Raw genomic sequence first — 20302 nt, 5'->3', positions numbered from 1 at the left:
GACCCCGCGCGTCGCGATGAGCAAACCATGGTTGCTCGCAATTGATCCGGGCGGAAACGTTCTGGCGGCGGGGCGTTCCGCCACGGCGAGCCCGTAAGGCGTCGCCGATGGCTTGTCGTATCCCCACCGATCGGACCCATCCATGAGCACAGTCGCGTCGCGCGAACATCAGATGTTTCCCGTGCTCGATCCGGCACAGATCGCCACCGCACGGCGCTTCGCCAGCGGACCCGAGCACCGTTTCGCACCGGGCGAGACGATCTACGCGATCGGCGAGCGCGGCGCCCCCGCGTGGCTGGTGCTCGACGGCACGATCGACGTCGTCCGCCGCGACGGCCTCTCGCACGAGGCGCCGGTCACCACGCACGGCGCCGGCCAGTTCACCGGCGAGGTCAACCAGCTCGCCGATCGCGCCTCGATCGCCGCCGGGCGCGCCGGCGCCGCGGGCTGCAGCGCGGTGCCGTTCGACTCGGCGCACCTGCGCGCACTGATGGTCGGCTCGGCCGATGTCGGCGAGATCGTGATGCGCGCGCTGATCCTGCGCCGCGTTGGACTGATCGCGCAGGGCGGCGCCGGCACGATCCTGATCGGGCTGCCCGGCAGTAGCGCGATCACCCGGTTGCAGGGCTTCCTGACGCGCAGCGGCTATCCCAACCTCACGCTCGACGCGACCAGCGATGAAGAAGGGCGCGCCTTGGTCGAGCGGCTCGGCGTGCTCGCGGAGGATCTGCCGCTGGTGGTCTGTCCCGATGGCCATTTGCTGCGCAACCCGACCGATCTCGAAGTTGCGACCTGCCTCGGCATGACTCCGACGCTCGATCCTGCAACGGTCTACGACGCCGCGATCGTCGGTGCCGGCCCGGCCGGGCTCGCCGCCGCGGTCTATGCCGCGTCCGAGGGGCTGTCGGTGATCGTGCTCGACGAACGCGCCACCGGCGGCCAGGCGGGTGCGTCGGCGCGGATCGAGAATTATCTGGGCTTCCCGACCGGCATTTCGGGCCAGGCGCTCGCCGGGCGGGCGTTCAATCAGGCGATCAAGTTCGGCGCCGAGGTGGCGATCCCGCTGCAGGTCGATCGGCTCGCCTGCGACGGCACCCGCCCCGTGCTGTACCTGACCGGCGGCAACCAGATCCAGGCCGAGGCGGTCGTCATCGCCTCGGGCGCGCGCTATCGCCGCCCGGCGATCGACAATCTGGCGACGTTCGAGGGCAATGGCGTCTCGTACTGGGCCTCGCCGATCGAAGCGCGGCTGTGCGCCGGCGAGGAGGTCGCCCTGGTCGGCGGGGGCAATTCAGCGGGCCAGGCGGTGGCGTTCCTGGCCGCGCACGTAAAGCGGCTGCATCTGGTCGTGCGGCGCGATCTGTCGGAGACGATGTCGCAATATCTGATCGAGCGGATCGCCGCGCTGCCCAATGTCGAGCTGCACGTCGGCAGCGAGATCGTCGGGCTCGAGGGCGACCATGCCAGCGGGTTGAGCGCCGTCACCTTCCGCAACCGCGCCGATGGCACAACCTATCGCCAGGCGCTGCGCCATCTCTTTTTGTTCATCGGCGCCGATCCCAACACCGGCTGGCTCGACGGCTGCGTCGATACCGATGCCAAGGGCTTCATCGTCACCGGCACACGCCCGCGCGCGCTCGAGACGAGCAGCGCGGGCGTCTTCGCGATCGGCGACGTCCGCGCCGGCTCGACCAAACGCGTCGCCGCCGCCGTCGGCGAGGGTGCCGCGGTCGTCGCGCAGATCCACGCGTTGCTCGCCGACCGCTCGGCGGAAGCGGCACGATGACGCGCTGCCGCCACAGCGAAACGATCGTCACGGTCACTCCGAGCGCGGCCGGCTGCGAGGAATGCCTGCGGATCGGCAGCGCCTGGCTGCATCTGCGCCTGTGCCGGACGTGCGGCCATGTCGGCTGCTGCGACGATTCGCCGCATCGCCACGCCACCGCGCATTTCCACGCGACGCAGCACCCGATCATCGAGGGTTATGACCCGCCCGAGGGATGGGGGTGGTGCTATATCGACCAGGAAGAGGTCGACTTGCCCGACCAGACGCGGCAGGTCGGCCCGATCCCCCGCTTCTACTGAGCTCTCCACAGGATTCCCCCATGACCGGACCCATGCTGTTCCAGCCGATCACCGTCGGCGGCCTTCCGCTTGCCAACCGCATCGTGATCGCGCCGATGTGCCAATATTCGGCGGTCGATGGCTGCATGACCGATTGGCACCTCATCCATCTCGGCGGGCTCGCTCTGTCGGGCGCGGCGCTGCTGACGATCGAGGCGAGCGCGGTCACGCCCGAGGGGCGCATCACCTATGGCGATGTCGGTCTGTACGACGATGCGAGCGAAGCGGCGATGGCGCGTGTGATCGAGAGTATCCGGCGCCATTCGGACATGCCGATCGCGATCCAGCTCAGCCACGCCGGGCGCAAGGCCTCGACCGAAGTGCCATGGTTGGGCGGCCAGCAGATCGCGCCGACCGCGCCCAATGGCTGGCCGACGGTCGCCCCGTCGGCGCTCGGCTTCGCCGCGACCGACGCCGCCCCGCGCGCACTCGACAGCGACGACCTCGCCGCTCTGGTCGAGGCCTTCGCCGCGGCAGCCGCCCGCGCCGCGCGGCTCGGCATCGACGCGGTCCAGATCCACGCCGCGCACGGCTATCTGCTGCATCAATTCCTGTCGCCGCTGTCGAACCAGCGCGACGATCGCTATGGCGGCAGCCTCGACAACCGCATGCGCTTCCCGCTCGAGGTGTTCGACGCGGTGCGCGCCGCCTTCCCGGCCGACAAGCCGGTGACGATGCGCGTGTCGGGCACCGATTGGGTCGAGGGTGGCTGGACGATCGACCAGACGGTCGCCTTCGCGCAGGCGCTCGAACCGCGCGGCTGTGCGGCGATCCACGTCTCGAGCGGCGGGCTCGATCCGCGCCAGGCGATCCCGGTCGGTCCGAGCTACCAGGTGCCGCTGGCGCGCGCGGTCAAGCAAGCGACCACGATGCCCGTCGTCGCGGTCGGCCTGATCACCGAGCCCGACCAGGCCGAGGCGATCGTCGGCACCGGCGACGCCGACATGATCGCGCTCGCCCGCGGCATTCTCTACGACCCGCATTGGCCGTGGCACGCCGCCGCCGCGCTCGGCGCGCAGGTCGTCGCGCCGAACCAGTATCTGCGCTCGCAGCCGCGCCAGTATCGCGAGCTCCTGCGGCCGCGCTGATCGCGCCGCCCGGATCAGCGCTCGCGATCGACCGAATGTGTGCGCCGTCGATCGTGGATCGCTTGCGCCAACAAGCGGTGCCGGCTGCGCTCTATTCGCAGCGCAGCCGGAACGCGCTTTCCCTGGAAGATCAGCACCAGCCCGGCCACGACCAGCAGGAATGCCAGCAGGCCTAGCCCGGCGTGCGCGCCCGACGCGTCGAGGATTCGTACGATCGCCGCGACGACGATCAACCCGGTGCCGAGCCCGCGCCAAGCAAGATCGCGATGCGTCATCGTGCGTCGTCCGCTTGCACCGGACCGTCGGTGATGGTCGCCGTGCCAGCGCGCGCGGCCGCCCCCTCCACCGCGCGCCGGCCCGCGGCATCGCAGCCGGCGTGGCAGCCATGCCAGACGACGATATCGGCGGGGAAGCGCGCCTCGTCGCGCAAGGCATCGACATAATCGCCCGTTTCGAAGGTGATGCCGATCGCCGGGTCGCGGAGCGCGGCAGCGGCTTTTGTCGCGCGCTCGATCAACGCGGAGGCCGGGTCGACACCCCGCGCTTCGATCGCGGTGAAGCCGAGCGCACGCGCCAGCCGCACCGCGCACAGCAGGAGCCGCCCGCTCCCGCAATCGACGTCGACGATGCGAACGCTGCGGCGCCGGTCGGCCCGCAAGGCGGCGAGCCGCGCCGCGACCGCGGGCCAGCGGTCGTCACGGCACTGCGGTGCGGACGCAACACGCGCCGCGCGCCGGGGCTGTGGTGGACGAACCGGCGGTATTCCGAAGATGGGATGTTCAGCGACGTGCGTCATGGTCAAAGCTCTCGGGACGGGGGATATCCACGCCGACGGTAATAGAAGCGCGCCCCGTTACGGCACGATGGCGATTGCCCGCCCGCGCCATATAGCGCGCGTAAAATCGGGCGGCCCGCCGCCGCTGCACTTGCGCGGGCGCGGAGCATGCCAAAGGCGGGCTGCGGGCCGCGCTTCGCTGCGCGCCGGGGGACCCTCCGACCACAGCAGCGCGAATGGAGACGAGGCGAGGGACCCGCTCCTCGCTCCAAAACGCCCCGCGCACCCGGATAGGCGGTTCCACCCGCCATCGCGCGGAGCGCCCTGTGTCGCGCCAGCTGTTGCCCCGGTCGCGCACAGCTTCTACGCGACGCGCTTTCGCGACGAGTCGGAGACCAGCGCCATGAGCACCGCCGAGCCTATTCTCCATTACATCAGCGACGCCACCTTCCTGGCCGACGTTCGCACCGTCGCGCAACAGGTCGCGAACGCCGACTGGCAACCCGATTTCGTGGTGGGGATCGGCCGTGGCGGCCTGGTGCCGGCGGTCTACCTCTCGCATCTGCTCGCGCTGCCGATGCTGTCGATCGACCATTCGGCGCGCGTGCCGGGCTTCGCCGACGAACTGCTCGCCAAACTGGCGGCCAAGAGCGCCACCGGCGCGCGCTTGCTGTTCGTCGATGACATCAACGATAGCGGCGGGACGATCGACTATATCCGCACCCTGCTGATCGCCAACGCCTGCGATGGCGACAATCTGCGCTTCGCCGTGCTGCTGACCAACACGCATTCGAAAGTCTCGGTCGAGTATTGGTCGCAGACGATCGATCGGCACGAGGACAAGCGCTGGTTCGTCTTCCCATGGGAGGCGGTCGGCTCCAACGCCGCGATCGTCGACGAGGCGCTCTCGGTGCCCGAGCGGCTCGCCTAAGCCAGCGCGCGCGGACCTTCTCGGCACCAGATGGTTCTCAGCGGGCATGGCGCACTCGCAAACGCCTAGGCCACTAGCGCAACGTTCCGATCGAGCGCCGCGATGATCGCCTGCGCAGCAGCGTCCGCGCCGTGCTCTTTCGCCATCGCATGGGCAACGCGGCTGGCGGTCTCGCGATAGCGCGGCTCACCGAGCAGCGCGGCAATCGCCCGCGTCGCGCGCCCGACCGAAAAGCGCCGCGGTCGCAACCGCAGCCCGACGCCCATCGCGGCGATACGAAAGGCGTGGTCGTTCTGGTCGCCCATATGCGGCACCACCAGCTGCGGCTTGCCGGCGCGCAATGCCTGGCCGGTCGTCCCCACGCCGCCATGATGGACGATCGCCGCAACGTGCGGGAACAGCAGCGAATGCTGCGCATAGCCGCACCGCAGGATATCGCCCTCGACGCTGGGCGCCGCGGTGCCGCCGACCAGCAGGATCGCGCGCATCCCCAGCCGCCGTGCGACCACGCTCGCCTTGTCGTAAAACGGCCCGGCGCCATCGACCGCGAAGCTGCCGAGGGTGAACACCAACGGCGGCGGTCCGGCCGCGAGGAACGCCGCGATCGCCGGATCGAGCACATCGCACTCGCCGCTCGCACTGTCGAACATCGGAAAGCCCACGATCCGCGTCGACGGCGCCGCATCGGGCGGCAGCGCGCCGAGTTGGGGCGAATAACATCCCAGCCGCAGCAACGCAGTCTCTGGCGGGTCGAGCAGGGTCTTCGCGCCGGCGGCCGGCAAACCGTAGCCGCGCCGGATCCGATCGATCGTCCGACCGTACAGCCGGTCCATCACCCAGCGCAGCGTCCTGTATGCCAATCGATTCCACGCCGCGCCGAGACGACCGACCGGCCGGCCGATCATCATCCAGAAATCGAGCGTGCGCGGCGGATCGTAGGCCGACAGCATCGCCATCGGCTGGAGGATGACCGAGACCAGCGGAATAGCGCGCTTCTCGGCGACGATCGGGGCCGCAAAGACGAAGATCGACGCGATGATCGCCTCGGCGTCGACGGCAACGGCATCGAGCGCAGCGATCGACTCGGCGAGCCCCGGCATCAGCACCGCCTCGAGCATCAGCCGCTGGTTCGCCATGACCCGGCGGACCGCATCGTCATGGCTCAGCCCCATATGCGCAGCGATCTCGGCAAAGCCGGCGCGCACCGCGACCGCGTCGAGACCGGCATGGCGGCATTTGTCGACCTGATCGGCCGGGACGGCCAGCAGCGGCGCGAAGCCGCGCGCACGCAGCGCGACACCGATGGCGATGAATGGGTGCAGGTCGCCGAGCGTCCCGACCGTCGTCAGCACTATTTTTCGCATTCCGTCCCGAACGTCGTGTGAGTACCGGCCAAGCCCCCACCGCCCCTAGCGCACACGATCGTATATTCGAAGCGACTTCCCGCGCTTAGGCCGCGTCGAGATAGGGCGCGATCATCGCGCGCACGTCGATCCGCACCTTGAGCCGCGCGGCGAGCAGCGCGGTGCCGCTGATCTTGCGCTGGACGAACAGCATGTCGGCGGGCGGGATGTGCCAGGCGGCGCGATCGGCGGCGACGTCCATCCCCTGCGTGCGCAGCACCTCGACGAAGCCGCGGTCGCCGAAATCGAACGGCCCGGCGCGCGACATCTCGCCGATCACCACGTCGATCATCCGGTCGATCGCCGCGCGGTGATGGACGATCGCGCCATCGCCGACGAACCCCGCCGCCACCGCCGCCTCGCGCGCCGCGTCGCGATCGCCCGCAACGCCCGCCTGCAACAGCGCGCGATAGCCCTCCGCAATCGCCGCGGGCACGGCGCGCGCGGCGCCGAAGTCGAGCAGTACGAGTCGCCCGGTCGCGGGCTGATAGCGATAGTTGGCGAAATTGGGGTCGGTCTGCATCCCGCCGAATTCGAACAGTTCGCGCAGCACCAGGCCGATGAAGGCGCGCATCACCGTGTCGCGCTCATCCTGTGGCGCGTCGACCAGGCTCTCGATCGCGCGGCCCTCGACGAAATCCATCGCCAGCACCTGCTGCGTAGTGAACTCCCGGTCGAGCCGCGGCACGACGTACCCGTCGGAATCGGCGAGCAGGTCGCCGAACAGCGTCATCTGTTCGCCCTCGCGAATGTAGTCCGCTTCCTCGCGCAACTGGTCCTTGGCGACCGCGAGCAACGGCGCGATGTCGAGTTCGCGCGGCAGCAGGCCCGATACGCGCAGCAGCGTGGCGACATTGTCGACATCGGCGTCGATGCTCTCGCGCACGCCGGGATATTGCACCTTGATCGCAAGATCGCGGCCGTCGCGCGTCTGTGCGCGGTGAACCTGACCGATCGAGGCCGAGGCGATCGGCGTGACGTCGAAGCGGACGAAGCGCGTCCGCCAATCCTTGCCCCATTCGCCCGCCAGCACCTGCTGGAGCTGCTGCGGCGGCATGCGGTGCGCATTCTGGCGCAGCCGCGCCATGATCTCGGCAAGCTCGGGCGGGAGCATGTCGCCGGCATCCATCGAGATCATCTGCCCGAGTTTCATCGCCGCGCCGCGCAGATGCGACAGCCGGTCGGCGATCCGCCCGACATTGCCAGGGGTCAGCAGCATGTCGCGCATCTTCGGCCGCTCGCCGTCGGCCAGTCGTCGCGCGCCCTCCGCGATCATCCCGCCGGCGACCCCGCCGGCGAGCCGCCCGAAATGGCCGAAGCGCGACAGGCGACCGCTCGGGACTGCCATCGCCTTGGGATCGAAGCGCTCGTCGCGCGTGTCGTCGGTCATGCGGTTACCAGCCCCAGCTTCCGGCCACGCCCTTGAACGGGCCGGCCTGCGCGCTGGTAATCCAGCCGCCATAGAAATTGCCCGGCTGCGGCACGACCGTCTCGCCATCGACGCTGCAGCGATCGAACGGTCCGGCGTAGAAAGCGACATGGTCGCGCAGCATCGCGAAGCCGCGCGTGGGGTTGGCGTAGCTCCAGCCGACTCCCGCCAGCACGGTGTCGCCGATCACGACGTCCCAATAGGTCGCGGCGCCTTTCCACTCGCAGAACGAACTCCCAGACCCGCGGCGGAGCAGGCCAGGCGCGATGTCGGCGGGCGGGATGTAATAGCTCGGCGGATGGCTCGTCTCGAGCGTGCGGATGCTCGCCCGCGTATCGGCGACGATCACGCCGCGATGCTCGATCACCAGATGCGCGCTGGTCGGCTCGGCGATCGCCGGGCGCGGATAAGACCAGACACTCTCCTGCCCCACGCGGACCGGATCGGGACGCGGCCTCATGCCCGCGTCGCCAAACGTTGAAGCCGCGGCCGGACGCGAAGAAATTGGCGATAGCCCCGCTCGAGCACCGCCAGCACCCAGCGGTTGCGCGCTGCCAGCCCGAGCGGACGCAGCAACGGGATGGCGCGCCACATCGCCGCGAACGCCGCCGCGCCGCTGAGCAGCACGCCGTCCTCACGGGCATGGAACCGCGCGAGCAACTCGGCGCGGTCGATCGGGCACGCAGCATCCGCGCGCGTGGCGTCGACGAACTGGATTGCGCCGGCGCGGTCGAGCCGCCGCATCGCCGCGATTTCGCGGGCGCACAGCGGGCAGGCACCATCATGCCAGACGATCAACTCGGTCATGGGGTGCATGTAGGGGTTCGCGATCGGCTCCGCACCCGCCTGCCCGAAAATTTGCTCCGCCGCAGGCTCGGGCTAGGTCAGCCCGAGCCATCGCCGCGTGGCCGGAAGATGCCGCAGCGCGAAGCGGTCGAACAGCAGGACCGCCAGCAGCGTCGCCCCGAACAACGGCAGATACAGCCCGAGCGCGACGATCGCGACGACCAGCGCCCCGCCGACCGGCGGTCGCGACAGCCGGATCGGCGCGCCGAGCAGGCCGACCGGACGTCGCCGCCACCACAGCACCGCGCCCGAACTGGCGAGGATCACGAGAAACAGCGCGGTGATCGTCCCGAGGATCTGGTTGGCGAGCCCGAACAGCGCGCCCTCATGCCCCGCCACGCCGTAGCCGATCACGCGGTCGATCCAGTGGCGCTCTGCGAAATCGATCCGCGAGACAAGCCGCCCGCTCGCGCCATCGACCTGGAGATCGCTGCGCAGCGGCCGGTCCGCCGCATCCGAGGCGACCGACCACGGCGCGCCGGGCGTCTTGGGCGGCAGCAGCAGCACCGGCGGCGCGATCGCCAGCGGGCGCACTGTGGCGATGACGCGGGCGAGCTCGCCCGCGCGGATCGGCGGGGCCGGCATCGCCATGCCGGCATGCCCGGCATGCTCACCGAGCATCGCATCGGCCCTTGGCGCCTTGCCACCGATCGTCCAGTCGACCGGCCTGCGGCCCGTCGTCCCCGTCAGCGTGCGGATCTCGCCGAGATAGCCCCCCCACCCCTTCGCCCACGGCAATCCAGTGACGATCAGCGCGAGCGCGAACAGCGACACCCAGATCCCGGTGGTGGCGTGGAGGTCGCGCCAGAACAGCCGCCGCCCGCCGCGCAGCCGCGGATAGACCACTCCGGCCAACCCGCTCCGCCCGCTCGGCCACCACAGATACAGCCCGCTCGCCAGCATCACGATCGCCCAGCAGGCTGCGATCTCGACGAGATAGCTGCCCACCGCGCCGGCCAGCAGCTCGCCGTGGAGATGGAAGATCACGCGGAACGGCCGCCATTCCTCGTCCGCGACGCGCAGGACGGCGAGCGAACGCGGGTCGACATAAACCCGCGACACCGTCTCGCCGCGCGAGACGAGCACGCGCACGGCGCGTCCCGGCGCCTCGGGCACGACATATTTGCGCAGCGCCCCCCCCGGCACGGCGCGCAGGGCGGCCGCAACCTGCGCATCGGGCGAGGCGACCGGCCCGTCGCTCGCCAGTTGATCATAGGGGCGGTCGAGCCATGCCTCGACCTGCGGGCGCCACAGATAGACGCCGCCGGTCAGCGACAGCCAGATGACCAAGGGGATGCAGAACAGACCGGCATAGAAATGCCAGCGCCACATCGCGTTGTAGAAGGCCTTGCGGCGGAGCGGACGCGGATCGGACATGCTGGGGCTCCGCATCACAAGCGCGTCTTTATGCCGGCATAGACCGTGCGCGGCGTGCCCACGTAGATCGAGCCGGTGGTCGCCATCAGCGTCGACGCCGGGTGTTGCAGCCCCGTCGTCCGGTTGACGCCGTCGGCGATGATCGAGGCCGAGCCGATATAGGTCGTGTCGAACAGGTTCTGGACCGACGCGAACAGGCTGATCCGCGACCACAACCCCGGACCGTTGGGCGGATCGTAATGAAGGTTGAGGTTGACGAGCGTGTAGCCCGGTATCTCGAGCAGATTGGCATTGTCGATGATGTAGCGCGCGCGCCGGCTGACTTCGACGAAGCTGCCCACCCCGGCGAGTGGACCGCCCGGCTGATCGTAGCCGACCCGGCCGTTGGCGAAGACCGGGATGACACCGGGGATGCGGTTGCCGGCCCGGTCGAACGCGGCCGAAGTCACCCCCGACGTCAGCCGCTCGACAAAGCGCGCATAGCGTTGGTCGTTGAAACTGTAGGTCGTATCGATACGCATGCCCGGCAGGACCGTGCGCAGCGGCTTCCAGTTCAGCCCAAGCTCGATCCCGCGATGGACCGAGCGCGGTGCATTGGTCGTGTAGGACAGCAAATTGACGCCGGCCGACTGGCTGATCTGCTCGTTGCTGAACCACTCGTAATAGCCGGTGAGCTCGGCATGGAGCACGTCGCTGATCGCGACCTCCGCGCCGAGATCGACCCCGACGGTCTTCTGCGTCTTGAGCTGCGTATTGTTCCCCGCAACGCCGTCGGGCGTGACGAACAGATTGCCCGCCTGCGGGATGCCGTAACCGGTGCCGACACGCGCGTGCAGCCGCACCGCCCGGTCCGCCTGCCACACCAGCGCCGCCTCGGGCGCCACGTTCGAGAAATGCCGCACCGCCGGGATCAGCGTCAGCACCGGGCTCGCCGCGATCGGATAGGTATAGGCAGTTTGCCGGACGTCGAGCGTCGAGCGTTCGTAGCCGATCCCAAGAACGAGCTGCACGTCTCCGCTCAGAGCGAGTTCCTCGCGCGCCCGCACGCCGAGGTTGCGCACATCGCCGAACACCGTTTGCGTCAGCGCGCCGAAGCCGTTGCGCCCGGCGGGCGTCTTGTTGAAGCTGTAGCTCTGATTATCGAGATACGTGTAGAAGATCCCGACGAAGCTGGTCGCGTCCATCCCGAGCAGGCGCCCCTTGTGGGTCAGGTCGGAGGTGATGTTGTAGCTGTCGAGCGTGCCCTTGAACGGCGTCGCGCTGGTCGGCTGGTTGACGACACGGCTGTCGAAGGTCGCCTGCGTGCGCCAGGTCGTGACGGGATCGAAATCATGCTCGTAGCGGGTGCCGACGATCGTGCGGCGATCATTGCGCGCTAGGTCGCCCTCGGTCGCGGTCTGCGCAATCCGCGCGCCGTTGACGCCGTTGACCAGCACCGAGATCGTCCCGCACCCGGCAGCAGCGGTCACCGCGGCGGCGCATCCCTGCTGGTAGGGGTTTGCTAGGTACTGGTCGAACGACAGCCGGGTCGAGAGCTGCAATTCGCTTTCGTTGTAGATCAGTTTGCCGGTCACGCGGTCGCGGTCGGACAGCGCGAAGGTCGCCAGCGCGTTGATCGTCCCGGTATCGTAGCCGCTATGCCCCGTTGCACCATCGGCGCGCACGAAGCTGCCGAACAGGGCGTAATCGTAGTTCGCGCCTGCCTTGCCGAGCGTGGCATAGGCGTTGAGGTAGCCGTTGCCGCCGCCGTCGAGCCCGAATTCTGCGCCATCCACGTCGCGTCCGCGCCGCGTGCGGAAATTGACCGCGCCGCCGATCGCGTAATTGCCGTAGCGCGCCGAGGATGGCCCGCGGACGATGTCGACTGCGCCATAGGCATGCGGATCGGTCAGGTCGAAGCGCGCCAGGCCATCTGGCTGGGTGACGGGAAAATCATCCTCGAACACCTGGATGTTGCGTGCGCCGAAGCTGTTGCGCGCGTTCGAGCCGCGGATCGACACGCCGACGTCGCGCGGCCCGTTGCCCTGGATCACCGCAACACCCGGCGACAGCCCGACGATGTCGGCGATCGTCGTCGCCGGCGTGTTGCGGAAGGCGCGATCGGTGACGGTCGTCACGGTCTGGCCCAGCACCCGCGTCGTCAACGACAGCGCGTGCCCGGTGACGACGATGTCGTCGGCGCGCTCCTCCGGTGTCGGTGCACCCGCAGCCGACGGAGCCGGTGCCGGGCGATCGAGCGCGGCAAGCGCCGCGTCGATCGCCGCGCGCTGCCGCAGCAGGTCGGCGCGTCGTGCGTCGGTGGCAATCGGGGCAGATTGGGCGGACGCCGCCGCGGCAAAGGCGAACGACGACATCGCCGCGCCCATGAGTATCCGTTTCATGGAAAATCCCTGTTCGGCAGGCCGACCATCCCCTAGCGAGGTCATCCTGCGCGCGATCGCGGCGCCGACGACACAGGCGAAGCCGCCGCGCGTTACGCACGGATCAACCTTCGCCGCGGTCAGCCGTGCAGCGGCGGTCCACGCAAGGGTGGGCGCAGATACGGCCGCGCCGGCGCCGGACGGGAAATCGTGACGCGGAAGACCGTCGCGATGATGAACGCGATCGCGACCGCAAGCAGCAGTGGATCGATCGCGGCCAGCGCCGCCGCGGCGAGCCCGGAAAAGGCGCAGGGCATTTCCTTGCCTTGCTGCTCGGTCTTGTCAGGATGGTGCGGCATGCCGGGCATCGCCATCGTCTTCATCGGGCCGAAGCCCGAGCAGATCTCGATCGTCACGACACCATGATCGCTACCGACCATGAAACCCGCCGGCACGAGCATCTTGAGCATCAAGGCAAGCGCCAGGATCCCGGCCGCGAGCAGCCGGTGGTCGAGCAAGAAGTGTCGAAACCCCGTCACCGCGCCGCTCTAGGTGCCGGCTGCAGCCAAGTCACTAGAATTTCCGGTCCGCCCCCAATCCTCGCGAACCTCGCTCCTCCCGCTGCCGACCGCGCGACCGCTGGAGGCGGGGACGCACCGAACCCGTCGCCATCCGGCCAAGCGCGGTCTATCGAGAAGACCGTACAGGGGGCGAAGGCGATGATTCATTACGACCGAACGCTACGCACGATCGCCGTGCTGCTGGCCATCCTCGCCGGGTTCGTCGACGCGATCGGCTTTCTCCGTCTCGGCGGGATGTTCGTGTCGTTCATGAGCGGAAATTCGACTCGTCTTGCGATCGGCCTTGCGACGCGCTCGGACGCTGCACTGGTCGCTGCCAGCCTGATCGCGGCTTTCGTCGGCGGTGTGGTCGGTGGATCGTTGCTGTCGGCGTGGCTGCCGAACCATCGCAAGGCGGCGGTGCTCGCGAGCGTCGCCGCGCTGCTGGCGCTCGCTGCGACGCTGAGCCAGCTCGGGCTGGATCACGCCGCGTTGCCCGTGATCGCTTGTGCGATGGGCTGCGCCAACACCGTGTTCCAGCGCGACGGCGAGGTCAGCGTTGGCGTCACCTATATGACCGGCGCGCTGGTCAAGACCGGCCAGCGGATCGGCGCGGCCTTCCTTGGCGGCGATCGCTGGGGCTGGCTTCCCTATCTGTCGTTGTGGATCGGCTTGGTCAGCGGTGGCGTGCTTGGCGCGCTGTGTTACGGCGTGATCGGGATGGACGGCCTGTGGGTGGCCGCGCTCGCCGCCGCCCTGCTCGCCGCCGTTGCCGGCCGCACGCCGCGCCCCACCTCCCGCTAGCGCGATCGTTTCGACCGAAGTCGCGACCGACGCTTGGCCCCGCGCGCCGACTTTAGCAATTCGGGTATGCTTCGTACCAAATCCGAAAATTTGCGCGGACCCAAGTCGGGTAAGACGCGTTATGTTCCGAAACTTTCAGTTAAGACATCTTCGGTCGGCGGCTTCCATATCCTGCAAGCCACGGCTCCGGAAAATCGCCTCTGCCGCGCGTATCGTCTGCGGCACGCATTATTGTGAAAAAGGGATCATCGACCGCCATGGACCAGCCAAACCAATTGGAAATCTCGCGTCGCGGTGTCCTCGGCGGGGCCGCGGCAACCGCGGCCGCCACCGTCATCGCGCCGAGCGCAGCGCAGGCCGCACCGGGCACCGCCACGCCGACCGCGATGAAGGTCGCGCTCGAGGTCAACGGCCGCAAGCGCACGCTCGAGGTCGACACCCGCACCACCTTGCTCGACGCGCTGCGCGAGCATCTCCACCTGACCGGCACCAAGAAGGGCTGCGATCACGGCCAGTGCGGCGCGTGCACCGTGATGGTCGACGGCAAGCGCATCAATTCTTGCCTGTCGCTCGCGGTGATGCACGAAGGCGACAAGATCACGACGATCGAGGGTCTCGGCACCCCGACCGACCTGCACCCGATGCAGGCCGCCTTCATCAAGCATGACGGCTATCAGTGCGGCTACTGCACGCCGGGCCAGATCTGCTCGGCCGTCGCCGTCCTCGGCGAGATCAAGGCGGGCGTCCCCAGCCACGTCACCGACGACCTCACCAAGACGCCGACCGCCAGCAACGACGAAATGCGCGAGCGGATGAGCGGCAACATCTGTCGCTGCGGCGCTTATTCGAACATTCTCGAAGCCATGACCGAAATCGCGGAGAAGCGCGCATGAAGCCCTTCAGTTACGAACGCGCGACCTCGCCCGCCGCAGCCGCGGCAGCGATCGGCCGCACCCCCAACGCCAAGTTCATCGCCGGCGGCACCAATCTGCTCGATCTGATGAAGCTCGAGATTGAGGCGCCGCAGCATCTCGTCGATGTCAACGGCATGGGTTTCGACAAGATCGAGGCGACGCCCGAGGGTGGCCTGCGGATCGGCGCGCTGGTGCGCAACACCGATCTGGCGAGCGACGCACGCGTCCGCCGCGATTACGGCGTGCTCAGCCGCGCGATCGTCGCGGGCGCGAGCGGCCAGCTGCGCAACAAGGCGACCACCGCGGGCAATCTGCTCCAGCGGACGCGCTGCCCCTATTTCTACGACACCAACCAGGCGTGCAACAAGCGCAAGCCGGGCTCGGGCTGCGCCGCGATCGGTGGCTATAGCCGCCAGCTCGGCATCATCGGCACCAGCGATGCCTGCATCGCGACCTATCCCGGCGACATGGCGGTTGCGATGCGCGTGCTCGACGCGACCATCGAGACGGTCAACGCCGCGGGCCAGGCGCGCACCATCCCGATCGCCGACTTCCACCGGCTGCCGGGCAACACCCCGCATGTCGAGACGGCCTTGGCGCAGGGCGAGCTGATCACCGCGGTCACGCTGCCCAAGCCGATCGGCGGGATGCATTTCTACCAGAAGGTGCGCGATCGTGCGTCTTACGCCTTCGCTTTGATCTCGGTCGCCGCGGTAATCCAGAAGGATGGCAGCGGGCGCGCCGCGATCGGCGGCATCGCGCCGCGGCCGTGGCGCGTCGAGGGTGCCGACGCGCAGATGGCGAACGGCGCGAAGGCGGTGGCGCAGCCGCTGCTCGCCGGTGCCCGGCCGACGCACGACAACGCCTATAAGGTGCCGCTGGTCGAGCGAACGCTCGGCGCAGTCCTGGCCCAGGCCCACAACAAGACAGGGGTGGCAGCATGAAGTTCGATACACCAGCCGGCCAGAACCCGATCGACCAGCTCAAGGTCGTCGGCAAGCCGCACGACCGCGTCGACGGGAAGCTGAAGACGACGGGCACCGCGCCTTACGCCTATGAGCGCCACGACGTCGCACCCAACGCCGCCTATGGCTACATCCTCCACGCTGGCATTGCCAAGGGGTCGATCACCGCGATGAACGTCGCCGATGCCAAGGCCGCGCCAGGCGTCATCGCGGTCATCTCGACGCTCGACATGCCCGCGCTCCCGCTGAGCAACTTCAATACCGCGCATCTGTTCGGCGGTTCGCTCGTCGCGCACTACCATCAGGCGATCGCGCTCGTCGTCGCCGAGACCTTTGAGCAGGCGCGTGCCGCCGCGAACCTGATCCGCGTCGAATATGCACGCACCAAGGGCCAATATGATCTCGCCGCAGTCGGCCCGACCGCGCCGTTCAAGCCCGCCGAAAAGGGCCAGCCCGAGATCGATCGGGTCGGCGATTTTGACGCCGCGTTCGCCAAGGCGACGATCAAGCATGACGCGAAATATACGACGCCGGACCACAGCCATGCGATGATGGAGCCGTTCGCTTCGACCGCCGCGTGGGACGGCGACAAGCTGACCGTCTGGACCTCGAACCAGATGATCAACTGGGGCAAGACCTCGCTCGCCAAGACGCTGAGCCTGCCGAAGGACAATGTCCGGATGATCTCGCCGTTCATCGGCGGCGGCTTCGGCGGCAAGCTGTTCCTGCGCGTCGATGCGCCGCTAGCCGCGCTCGGCGCCAAGGCGGCAGGGCGCCCGGTCAAGGTCACGCTGGCGCGGCCGATGATGATCAACAACTCGACCCACCGTCCCGCGACGATGCAGCGAATCCGCATCGGCACGACCAAGGACGGCAAGATCATCGCGATCGCGCATGAGAGCGCATCGGGCGATCTGCCCAACGGCCAGCCCGAGACCGCGGTGTCGCAGACAAGGCTGCTTTATGCCGGCGCGAACCGGATGACGGCGTTGCGCCTCGCGGTGCTCGACTTGCCCGAAGGCAATGCGATGCGCGCACCGGGCGAGGCCCCGGGCCTGATGGCGCTAGAAATCGCGATGGACGAGGTCGCCGAGCGGCTCGGAATGGATCCGATCGAATTCCGCGTGCTCAACGATACGCAGGTCGATCCCGAGAAGCCCGAACGCCCCTTCTCGCAGCGCCAACTGATCAAGTGCCTGCATGATGGCGCCGCCCATTTCGGCTGGAACAAGCGCAATCCCAAGCCGGCGCAGGTCCGTGACGGCGACTGGCTCGTCGGGATGGGCGTCGCGGCGGGCTTCCGCAACAGCATGCTGATGAAGTCGGCGGCGCGTGTCGGCATCGATCGCAAGGGCGTCGTGACGGTCGCGACCGACATGACCGACATCGGCACCGGCAGCTACACGATCATCGCGCAGACCGCGGCCGAGATGATGGGTGTCGACATTGACAAGGTGATCGTGCTGCTCGGCGATTCGAGCTTCCCGACCTCGGCCGGTTCGGGCGGGCAATGGGGCGCGAACAACGCCACGTCGGGCGTCTACGCCGCGTGCATGAAGCTGCGCGATTCGGTTGCACAGAAGCTCGGCTTCAACTCGGCCGACGTCACCTTCGCCGATGGCAAGGTGCGCTCGGGCAATCGCAGCGTCAGCCTCGCCGAGGCGGCGGGCGATGCCGGTCTCTCGGCCGAGGACGCGATCGAATATGGCGATCTCGACAAGAAGTATCAGCAATCGACCTTCGCCGGGCATTTCGTCGAGGTGGGCGTCAACGTCTACACCGGCGAGACGCGGATCCGGCGCATGCTGGCGGTGTGCGCCGCCGGACGCATCCTCAACCCCAAGTCGGCGCGTAGCCAGGTGATCGGCGCGATGACGATGGGTGCGGGCGCGGCATTGATGGAGGAGCTTGCGGTCGACAAGCGCTTCGGCTTCTTCGTCAATCACGATCTGGCGACCTACGAAGTGCCGGTCCATGCCGACATTCCGCACCAGGAAGTGATCTTCCTCGACGAGACCGACCCGCTGTCGTCGCCGATGAAGGCGAAGGGTGTCGGCGAGCTCGGCCTGTGCGGCGTCGGCGCGGCGATCGCCAATGCGGTCTACAATGCGACCGGCGTGCGGATCCGCGAATATCCGCTCACGCTCGACAAGCATCTCGATCGGTTGCCGGCACTGGTCTGAGCTAACGGGCCCGCCTCCCTTCTGTCGGAAGGGAGGCGGGCTTGCTTTTGATCAGGAAAAGCGGCGCGCCCATTGCACGATCGCCGCAGCCGGCATCGCGCCTGGCTGCCGCGCAATCTCGCGGCCCTTTGAAAACAGGATGAGGGTCGGGATCGACCGGATCGCGAAGCGTGCGGCAAGCGCCTGCTCGCTTTCGGTATCGAGCTTGCCGAGCCGCATCGCCGGCTCGAGCTGCTGCGCGGCCAGAGCGAAGGCCGGCGCCATCTGCACGCATGGCCCGCACCATTGCGCCCAGAAATCTACGAGCAGCGGCAGATCGCCCTTCCCCGCATGCGCGTCGAAATTGGCGGCGGTCAGCACCACCGGCATGCCGGCAAACAGCGCCACCCCACACCGTCCGCACGTGCCTCCCGCGCCCAGGCGATCAACGGGCACGCGGTTGGCCGTCACGCAGGACGGGCAGATGACGATCTTGGCGGGGTCCTCAGACATCTCTCATCTCCAGACGAGCACCCCGCCCCGGGATCAGGACGGCGCGGAAACCTGCTCGCGCACCATTTCGGTCAGCTCGCGCTGGCCGTACGGCTTCTTGAGGAAGCGGCCATGGTCGGGCAAGGAGTCATCCTCGAGCCATTGCCGCCCCGACGTCACGATCACCTTGATCTCGGGATGCAAGCGGACGACCTGCGCGGCAAGCTCGATTCCGTCCATCTGTCCCGGCATGTTCACGTCGGTGAACAGGACGCCGATGTCTTTGTGCGTGGCGAGCATTTCGAGGGCTTCGGCGGCGTCGCCTGCCTCGAGGACGGTAAAGCCCGAGTCGGTCAGCATATCGGCCGCCACGATCCGGATCAGCACTTCATCCTCGACGAGCAAGACGGTGGGGAGCGGTTCGTTTTCCATTCCCCCCCAACCCTGCGCGACCCGCGAGGGTTCCTTCGCAATCGCAATAGGCGCGCGACGCAACCGCGCTCAGGCCTCCGCCGCCTCATTGACGCGCAGCATCGCCACCGCCGCAATCGCCAGCACGACCGCGGCAAACGCCATCGTCCAGATCGGCTGCCCCGGAAAGAACGCCTTGAGCACCGACCCCATCACCGTCGCGACGAGCAGTTGCGGGATGACGATGAACACGTTGAACAGCCCCATATAGATGCCGAGCTTGGCCTGCGGCAGGCTCGACGCGAGGATCGCATAGGGCATGGCCAGGATCGACGCCCAGGCGATCCCGACGCCGATCTCGCTGACGATCAGCAGCATCGGATCGCGGATCACCAGGAAGCTCGCAAAGCCCGCCGCGCCGCACAGCAGGCACAGGATATGCGTCCGCACCTTGCCGATCCGTGCCGACAGCCGCGGCAGGATCAGCAGCGCCGCAACCGTCGCCACGCCGTTGTAGACCGCGAACAACACCCCGACCCAGTCGCCGCCGGCATTGTAGGCCGCGCTGGCCGGGTCGCTCGATCCGTACATATATTGTGCGACGATCGGCGTGGTGAAGATCCACATGATGAACAGCGCCGACCAGCTGAAGAACTGGACCACCGCCAGCCGCTTCATCACCGTCGGCATGCCGGAGAAATCCCCGACGATCATGCTCAGCGCACTCGTGGTATCGCCGCCGCGCGCACGCCGGATCGCGACGATGCTCGCGACGCCGTAGGCGATCAGCAAGCCGCCGAGCACATAGACTTCCTTCTGCAGCGCCAGCGCCTGCACCGCCACCAGGATCGCCACCCCGCCGACGATCCAGGCGATGCTGCTCCCCAATCCGCGTGCGGCGAGCGCGCGCATCACGCCGTCATCGCCGTCCGCGAGGCCACGCTCGCCGAATGCCGCCATTTCCGCAGGGCTGTATTCGCGCGTCGTGCCGACGGTCCACAGCACCGCCAGCAGCAACGCCGCACCGCCGAACCAGAAGCTGTAGCGCACCGTCGCCGGCACCCCGCCGGTCGCCACATCGTGGACGCCAAGATGCGCGAGCGCGAACGGGAAGATCGAGCCGACCACCGCGCCGGCGCCGATGAACGCGGTCTGCAGCGCATAGCCCGCGGTGTGCTGGTCCTTGCGCAGCATGTCGCCGACGAAGGCGCGGAACGGCTCCATCGAGACGTTGATCGACGCGTCGAGCACCCACAGCATCAGCGCGGCGAGCCACAGCACCTTGGTTTCGGGCATGACGAACAAGGCGAGCATCGCCAGCACCGCGCCGGCGAAGAAATAGGGCCGCCGCCGGCCGAAGCGGTTCCAGGTGCGGTCGCTATAATGGCCGATGATCGGCTGGACGAGCAGACCGGTCAGCGGTGCCGCGACCCACAGATAGGACAGGTCGTCGAGCGATCCGCCCAGCGTCTGGAAGATCCGGCTCATATTGGCATTCTGCAGCGCGAAGCCGATCTGGATCCCGAAAAAGCCGAAGCTGATGTTCCACAGCCCGCTGAAACGCTGCACCGGTTTTTCGCTCACTTAGGTCCTCCCCGCCGCTGCTCCTGCCGTCCGGCCGCGGTCCGTTGGCGGCGACACTGGCGGCTCGGAGCAGTGCG

General features: G+C 68.3%; 20 protein-coding genes. 8 read left to right on the top strand and 12 right to left on the bottom strand.

Translation table 11 applies throughout. From position 1 onward, the window contains the following. Positions 1–142: 142 nt before the first annotated feature. The 3 genes from U1872_RS02890 to U1872_RS02880 are packed head-to-tail and all read left to right on the top strand — an operon-like array spanning position 143 to position 3212. A complete protein-coding gene (locus U1872_RS02890; protein WP_332791355.1) occupies positions 143–1786 on the top strand; it encodes an FAD-dependent oxidoreductase in 1644 nt (547 codons plus the stop codon). After that, positions 1783–2085: a UBP-type zinc finger domain-containing protein gene (locus U1872_RS02885; protein WP_332791354.1), complete on the top strand. Its 303-nt coding sequence runs from the start codon at positions 1783–1785 to the stop codon at positions 2083–2085. The genes U1872_RS02890 and U1872_RS02885 overlap by 4 nt, the downstream gene beginning before the upstream one ends. Before the next feature lie 20 nt (positions 2086–2105). After that, positions 2106–3212, top strand: a complete 1107-nt coding sequence (locus U1872_RS02880; protein ID WP_332791353.1) for an NADH:flavin oxidoreductase/NADH oxidase — start codon at positions 2106–2108, stop codon at positions 3210–3212. A gap of 14 nt (positions 3213–3226) precedes the next feature. On the opposite strand, the gene U1872_RS02875 is transcribed toward U1872_RS02880, so the two are convergent. Both U1872_RS02875 and U1872_RS02870 read right to left on the bottom strand, forming a co-directional pair. After that, positions 3227–3487 (bottom strand): hypothetical protein, encoded by a 261-nt coding sequence (locus U1872_RS02875; protein ID WP_332791352.1) that lies wholly within the window; start codon positions 3485–3487, stop codon positions 3227–3229. Then, positions 3484–4008, bottom strand: coding sequence for a class I SAM-dependent methyltransferase (locus U1872_RS02870; RefSeq protein ID WP_332791351.1), 525 nt, complete (start codon positions 4006–4008; stop codon positions 3484–3486). Before U1872_RS02870 ends, U1872_RS02875 begins: the two co-directional genes overlap by 4 nt. A gap of 382 nt (positions 4009–4390) precedes the next feature. Between U1872_RS02870 and U1872_RS02865 the strand changes: the two genes are divergently transcribed. Beyond that, the gene (locus U1872_RS02865) at positions 4391–4918 is read left to right on the top strand and encodes a phosphoribosyltransferase (protein WP_332791350.1); all 528 of its coding nucleotides are present in this window, start codon (positions 4391–4393) and stop codon (positions 4916–4918) included. Positions 4919–4983: 65 nt separating this feature from the next. On the opposite strand, the gene U1872_RS02860 is transcribed toward U1872_RS02865, so the two are convergent. The 7 genes from U1872_RS02860 to U1872_RS02830 all read right to left on the bottom strand — a co-directional run bounded on the left by U1872_RS02860 (position 4984) and on the right by U1872_RS02830 (position 12872). Continuing rightward, positions 4984–6270 carry a glycosyltransferase gene (locus U1872_RS02860; RefSeq protein WP_332791349.1) on the bottom strand — a complete coding sequence of 429 codons (1287 nt, stop codon included), beginning with the start codon at positions 6268–6270 and terminating at the stop codon, positions 4984–4986. A gap of 97 nt (positions 6271–6367) precedes the next feature. Continuing rightward, a complete protein-coding gene (locus U1872_RS02855; protein ID WP_332791348.1) occupies positions 6368–7711 on the bottom strand; it encodes an ABC1 kinase family protein in 1344 nt (447 codons plus the stop codon). A gap of 4 nt (positions 7712–7715) precedes the next feature. Continuing rightward, the gene (locus U1872_RS02850) at positions 7716–8210 is read right to left on the bottom strand and encodes a DUF427 domain-containing protein (protein WP_332791347.1); all 495 of its coding nucleotides are present in this window, start codon (positions 8208–8210) and stop codon (positions 7716–7718) included. Continuing rightward, positions 8207–8557 carry a thiol-disulfide oxidoreductase DCC family protein gene (locus U1872_RS02845; RefSeq protein WP_332791346.1) on the bottom strand — a complete coding sequence of 117 codons (351 nt, stop codon included), beginning with the start codon at positions 8555–8557 and terminating at the stop codon, positions 8207–8209. The genes U1872_RS02850 and U1872_RS02845 overlap by 4 nt, the downstream gene beginning before the upstream one ends. Positions 8558–8629: 72 nt before the next feature. Next, positions 8630–9973, bottom strand: coding sequence for a PepSY-associated TM helix domain-containing protein (locus U1872_RS02840; RefSeq protein ID WP_332791345.1), 1344 nt, complete (start codon positions 9971–9973; stop codon positions 8630–8632). A 14-nt stretch (positions 9974–9987) separates the two neighbouring features. Then, complete coding sequence (locus tag U1872_RS02835) at positions 9988–12354, bottom strand: TonB-dependent receptor family protein (RefSeq protein WP_332791344.1); 2367 nt, start codon at positions 12352–12354, stop codon at positions 9988–9990. Positions 12355–12473: 119 nt separating this feature from the next. After that, positions 12474–12872, bottom strand: a complete 399-nt coding sequence (locus U1872_RS02830) for a DUF2946 family protein (protein WP_332791343.1) — start codon at positions 12870–12872, stop codon at positions 12474–12476. 180 nt (positions 12873–13052) lie between these two features. On the opposite strand from U1872_RS02830, the gene U1872_RS02825 reads away from it, so the two are divergent. From U1872_RS02825 to paoC, 4 genes are all read left to right on the top strand, one after another. Further along, positions 13053–13697 (top strand): YoaK family protein, encoded by a 645-nt coding sequence (locus U1872_RS02825; protein ID WP_332791342.1) that lies wholly within the window; start codon positions 13053–13055, stop codon positions 13695–13697. A gap of 257 nt (positions 13698–13954) precedes the next feature. Beyond that, a complete protein-coding gene (paoA, locus tag U1872_RS02820; protein WP_332791341.1) occupies positions 13955–14590 on the top strand; it encodes an aldehyde dehydrogenase iron-sulfur subunit PaoA in 636 nt (211 codons plus the stop codon). After that, positions 14587–15555, top strand: a complete 969-nt coding sequence (locus U1872_RS02815; RefSeq protein ID WP_332791340.1) for an FAD binding domain-containing protein — start codon at positions 14587–14589, stop codon at positions 15553–15555. Before paoA ends, U1872_RS02815 begins: the two co-directional genes overlap by 4 nt. Continuing rightward, positions 15552–17759 carry an aldehyde oxidoreductase molybdenum-binding subunit PaoC gene (paoC, locus tag U1872_RS02810; protein ID WP_332791339.1) on the top strand — a complete coding sequence of 736 codons (2208 nt, stop codon included), beginning with the start codon at positions 15552–15554 and terminating at the stop codon, positions 17757–17759. The genes U1872_RS02815 and paoC overlap by 4 nt, the downstream gene beginning before the upstream one ends. Positions 17760–17810: 51 nt before the next feature. Here paoC and trxC read toward each other — a convergent pair whose 3' ends face one another. The 3 genes from trxC to U1872_RS02795 form a co-directional block, all read right to left on the bottom strand. Further along, positions 17811–18251, bottom strand: coding sequence for a thioredoxin TrxC (trxC, locus tag U1872_RS02805; protein WP_332791338.1), 441 nt, complete (start codon positions 18249–18251; stop codon positions 17811–17813). Between the two features lie 33 nt (positions 18252–18284). Further along, positions 18285–18662, bottom strand: a complete 378-nt coding sequence (locus tag U1872_RS02800; RefSeq protein ID WP_332791337.1) for a response regulator — start codon at positions 18660–18662, stop codon at positions 18285–18287. Positions 18663–18731: 69 nt separating this feature from the next. Next, the gene (locus U1872_RS02795; protein WP_332791336.1) at positions 18732–20225 is read right to left on the bottom strand and encodes an MFS transporter; all 1494 of its coding nucleotides are present in this window, start codon (positions 20223–20225) and stop codon (positions 18732–18734) included. Between the last annotated feature and the right edge of the window lie 77 nt (positions 20226–20302).

Origin of the sequence: Parasphingomonas frigoris, assembly GCF_036663815.1 — a bacterium.
GTDB lineage: Bacteria > Pseudomonadota > Alphaproteobacteria > Sphingomonadales > Sphingomonadaceae > Sphingomonas.
The sequence above is the reverse complement of the archived record's forward strand: the minus strand, read 5'-3'. Positions and strand labels throughout refer to the sequence as shown.

Excerpts from the sequence above, each read along its gene's own strand:
- U1872_RS02890 (WP_332791355.1), top strand. The coding sequence starts at position 143 with ATGAGCACAGTCGCGTCGCGCGAACATCAGATGTTTCCCGTGCTCGAT.
- U1872_RS02885 (WP_332791354.1), top strand. The coding sequence starts at position 1,783 with ATGACGCGCTGCCGCCACAGCGAAACGATCGTCACGGTCACTCCGAGC.
- U1872_RS02880 (WP_332791353.1), top strand. The coding sequence starts at position 2,106 with ATGACCGGACCCATGCTGTTCCAGCCGATCACCGTCGGCGGCCTTCCG.
- U1872_RS02875 (WP_332791352.1), bottom strand. The coding sequence starts at position 3,487 with ATGACGCATCGCGATCTTGCTTGGCGCGGGCTCGGCACCGGGTTGATC.
- U1872_RS02870 (WP_332791351.1), bottom strand. The coding sequence starts at position 4,008 with ATGACGCACGTCGCTGAACATCCCATCTTCGGAATACCGCCGGTTCGT.
- U1872_RS02865 (WP_332791350.1), top strand. The coding sequence starts at position 4,391 with ATGAGCACCGCCGAGCCTATTCTCCATTACATCAGCGACGCCACCTTC.
- U1872_RS02855 (WP_332791348.1), bottom strand. The coding sequence starts at position 7,711 with ATGACCGACGACACGCGCGACGAGCGCTTCGATCCCAAGGCGATGGCA.
- U1872_RS02850 (WP_332791347.1), bottom strand. The coding sequence starts at position 8,210 with ATGAGGCCGCGTCCCGATCCGGTCCGCGTGGGGCAGGAGAGTGTCTGG.
- U1872_RS02845 (WP_332791346.1), bottom strand. The coding sequence starts at position 8,557 with ATGACCGAGTTGATCGTCTGGCATGATGGTGCCTGCCCGCTGTGCGCC.
- U1872_RS02840 (WP_332791345.1), bottom strand. The coding sequence starts at position 9,973 with ATGTCCGATCCGCGTCCGCTCCGCCGCAAGGCCTTCTACAACGCGATG.
- U1872_RS02835 (WP_332791344.1), bottom strand. The coding sequence starts at position 12,354 with ATGAAACGGATACTCATGGGCGCGGCGATGTCGTCGTTCGCCTTTGCC.
- U1872_RS02825 (WP_332791342.1), top strand. The coding sequence starts at position 13,053 with ATGATTCATTACGACCGAACGCTACGCACGATCGCCGTGCTGCTGGCC.
- paoA (WP_332791341.1), top strand. The coding sequence starts at position 13,955 with ATGGACCAGCCAAACCAATTGGAAATCTCGCGTCGCGGTGTCCTCGGC.
- U1872_RS02815 (WP_332791340.1), top strand. The coding sequence starts at position 14,587 with ATGAAGCCCTTCAGTTACGAACGCGCGACCTCGCCCGCCGCAGCCGCG.
- paoC (WP_332791339.1), top strand. The coding sequence starts at position 15,552 with ATGAAGTTCGATACACCAGCCGGCCAGAACCCGATCGACCAGCTCAAG.
- trxC (WP_332791338.1), bottom strand. The coding sequence starts at position 18,251 with ATGTCTGAGGACCCCGCCAAGATCGTCATCTGCCCGTCCTGCGTGACG.
- U1872_RS02800 (WP_332791337.1), bottom strand. The coding sequence starts at position 18,662 with ATGGAAAACGAACCGCTCCCCACCGTCTTGCTCGTCGAGGATGAAGTG.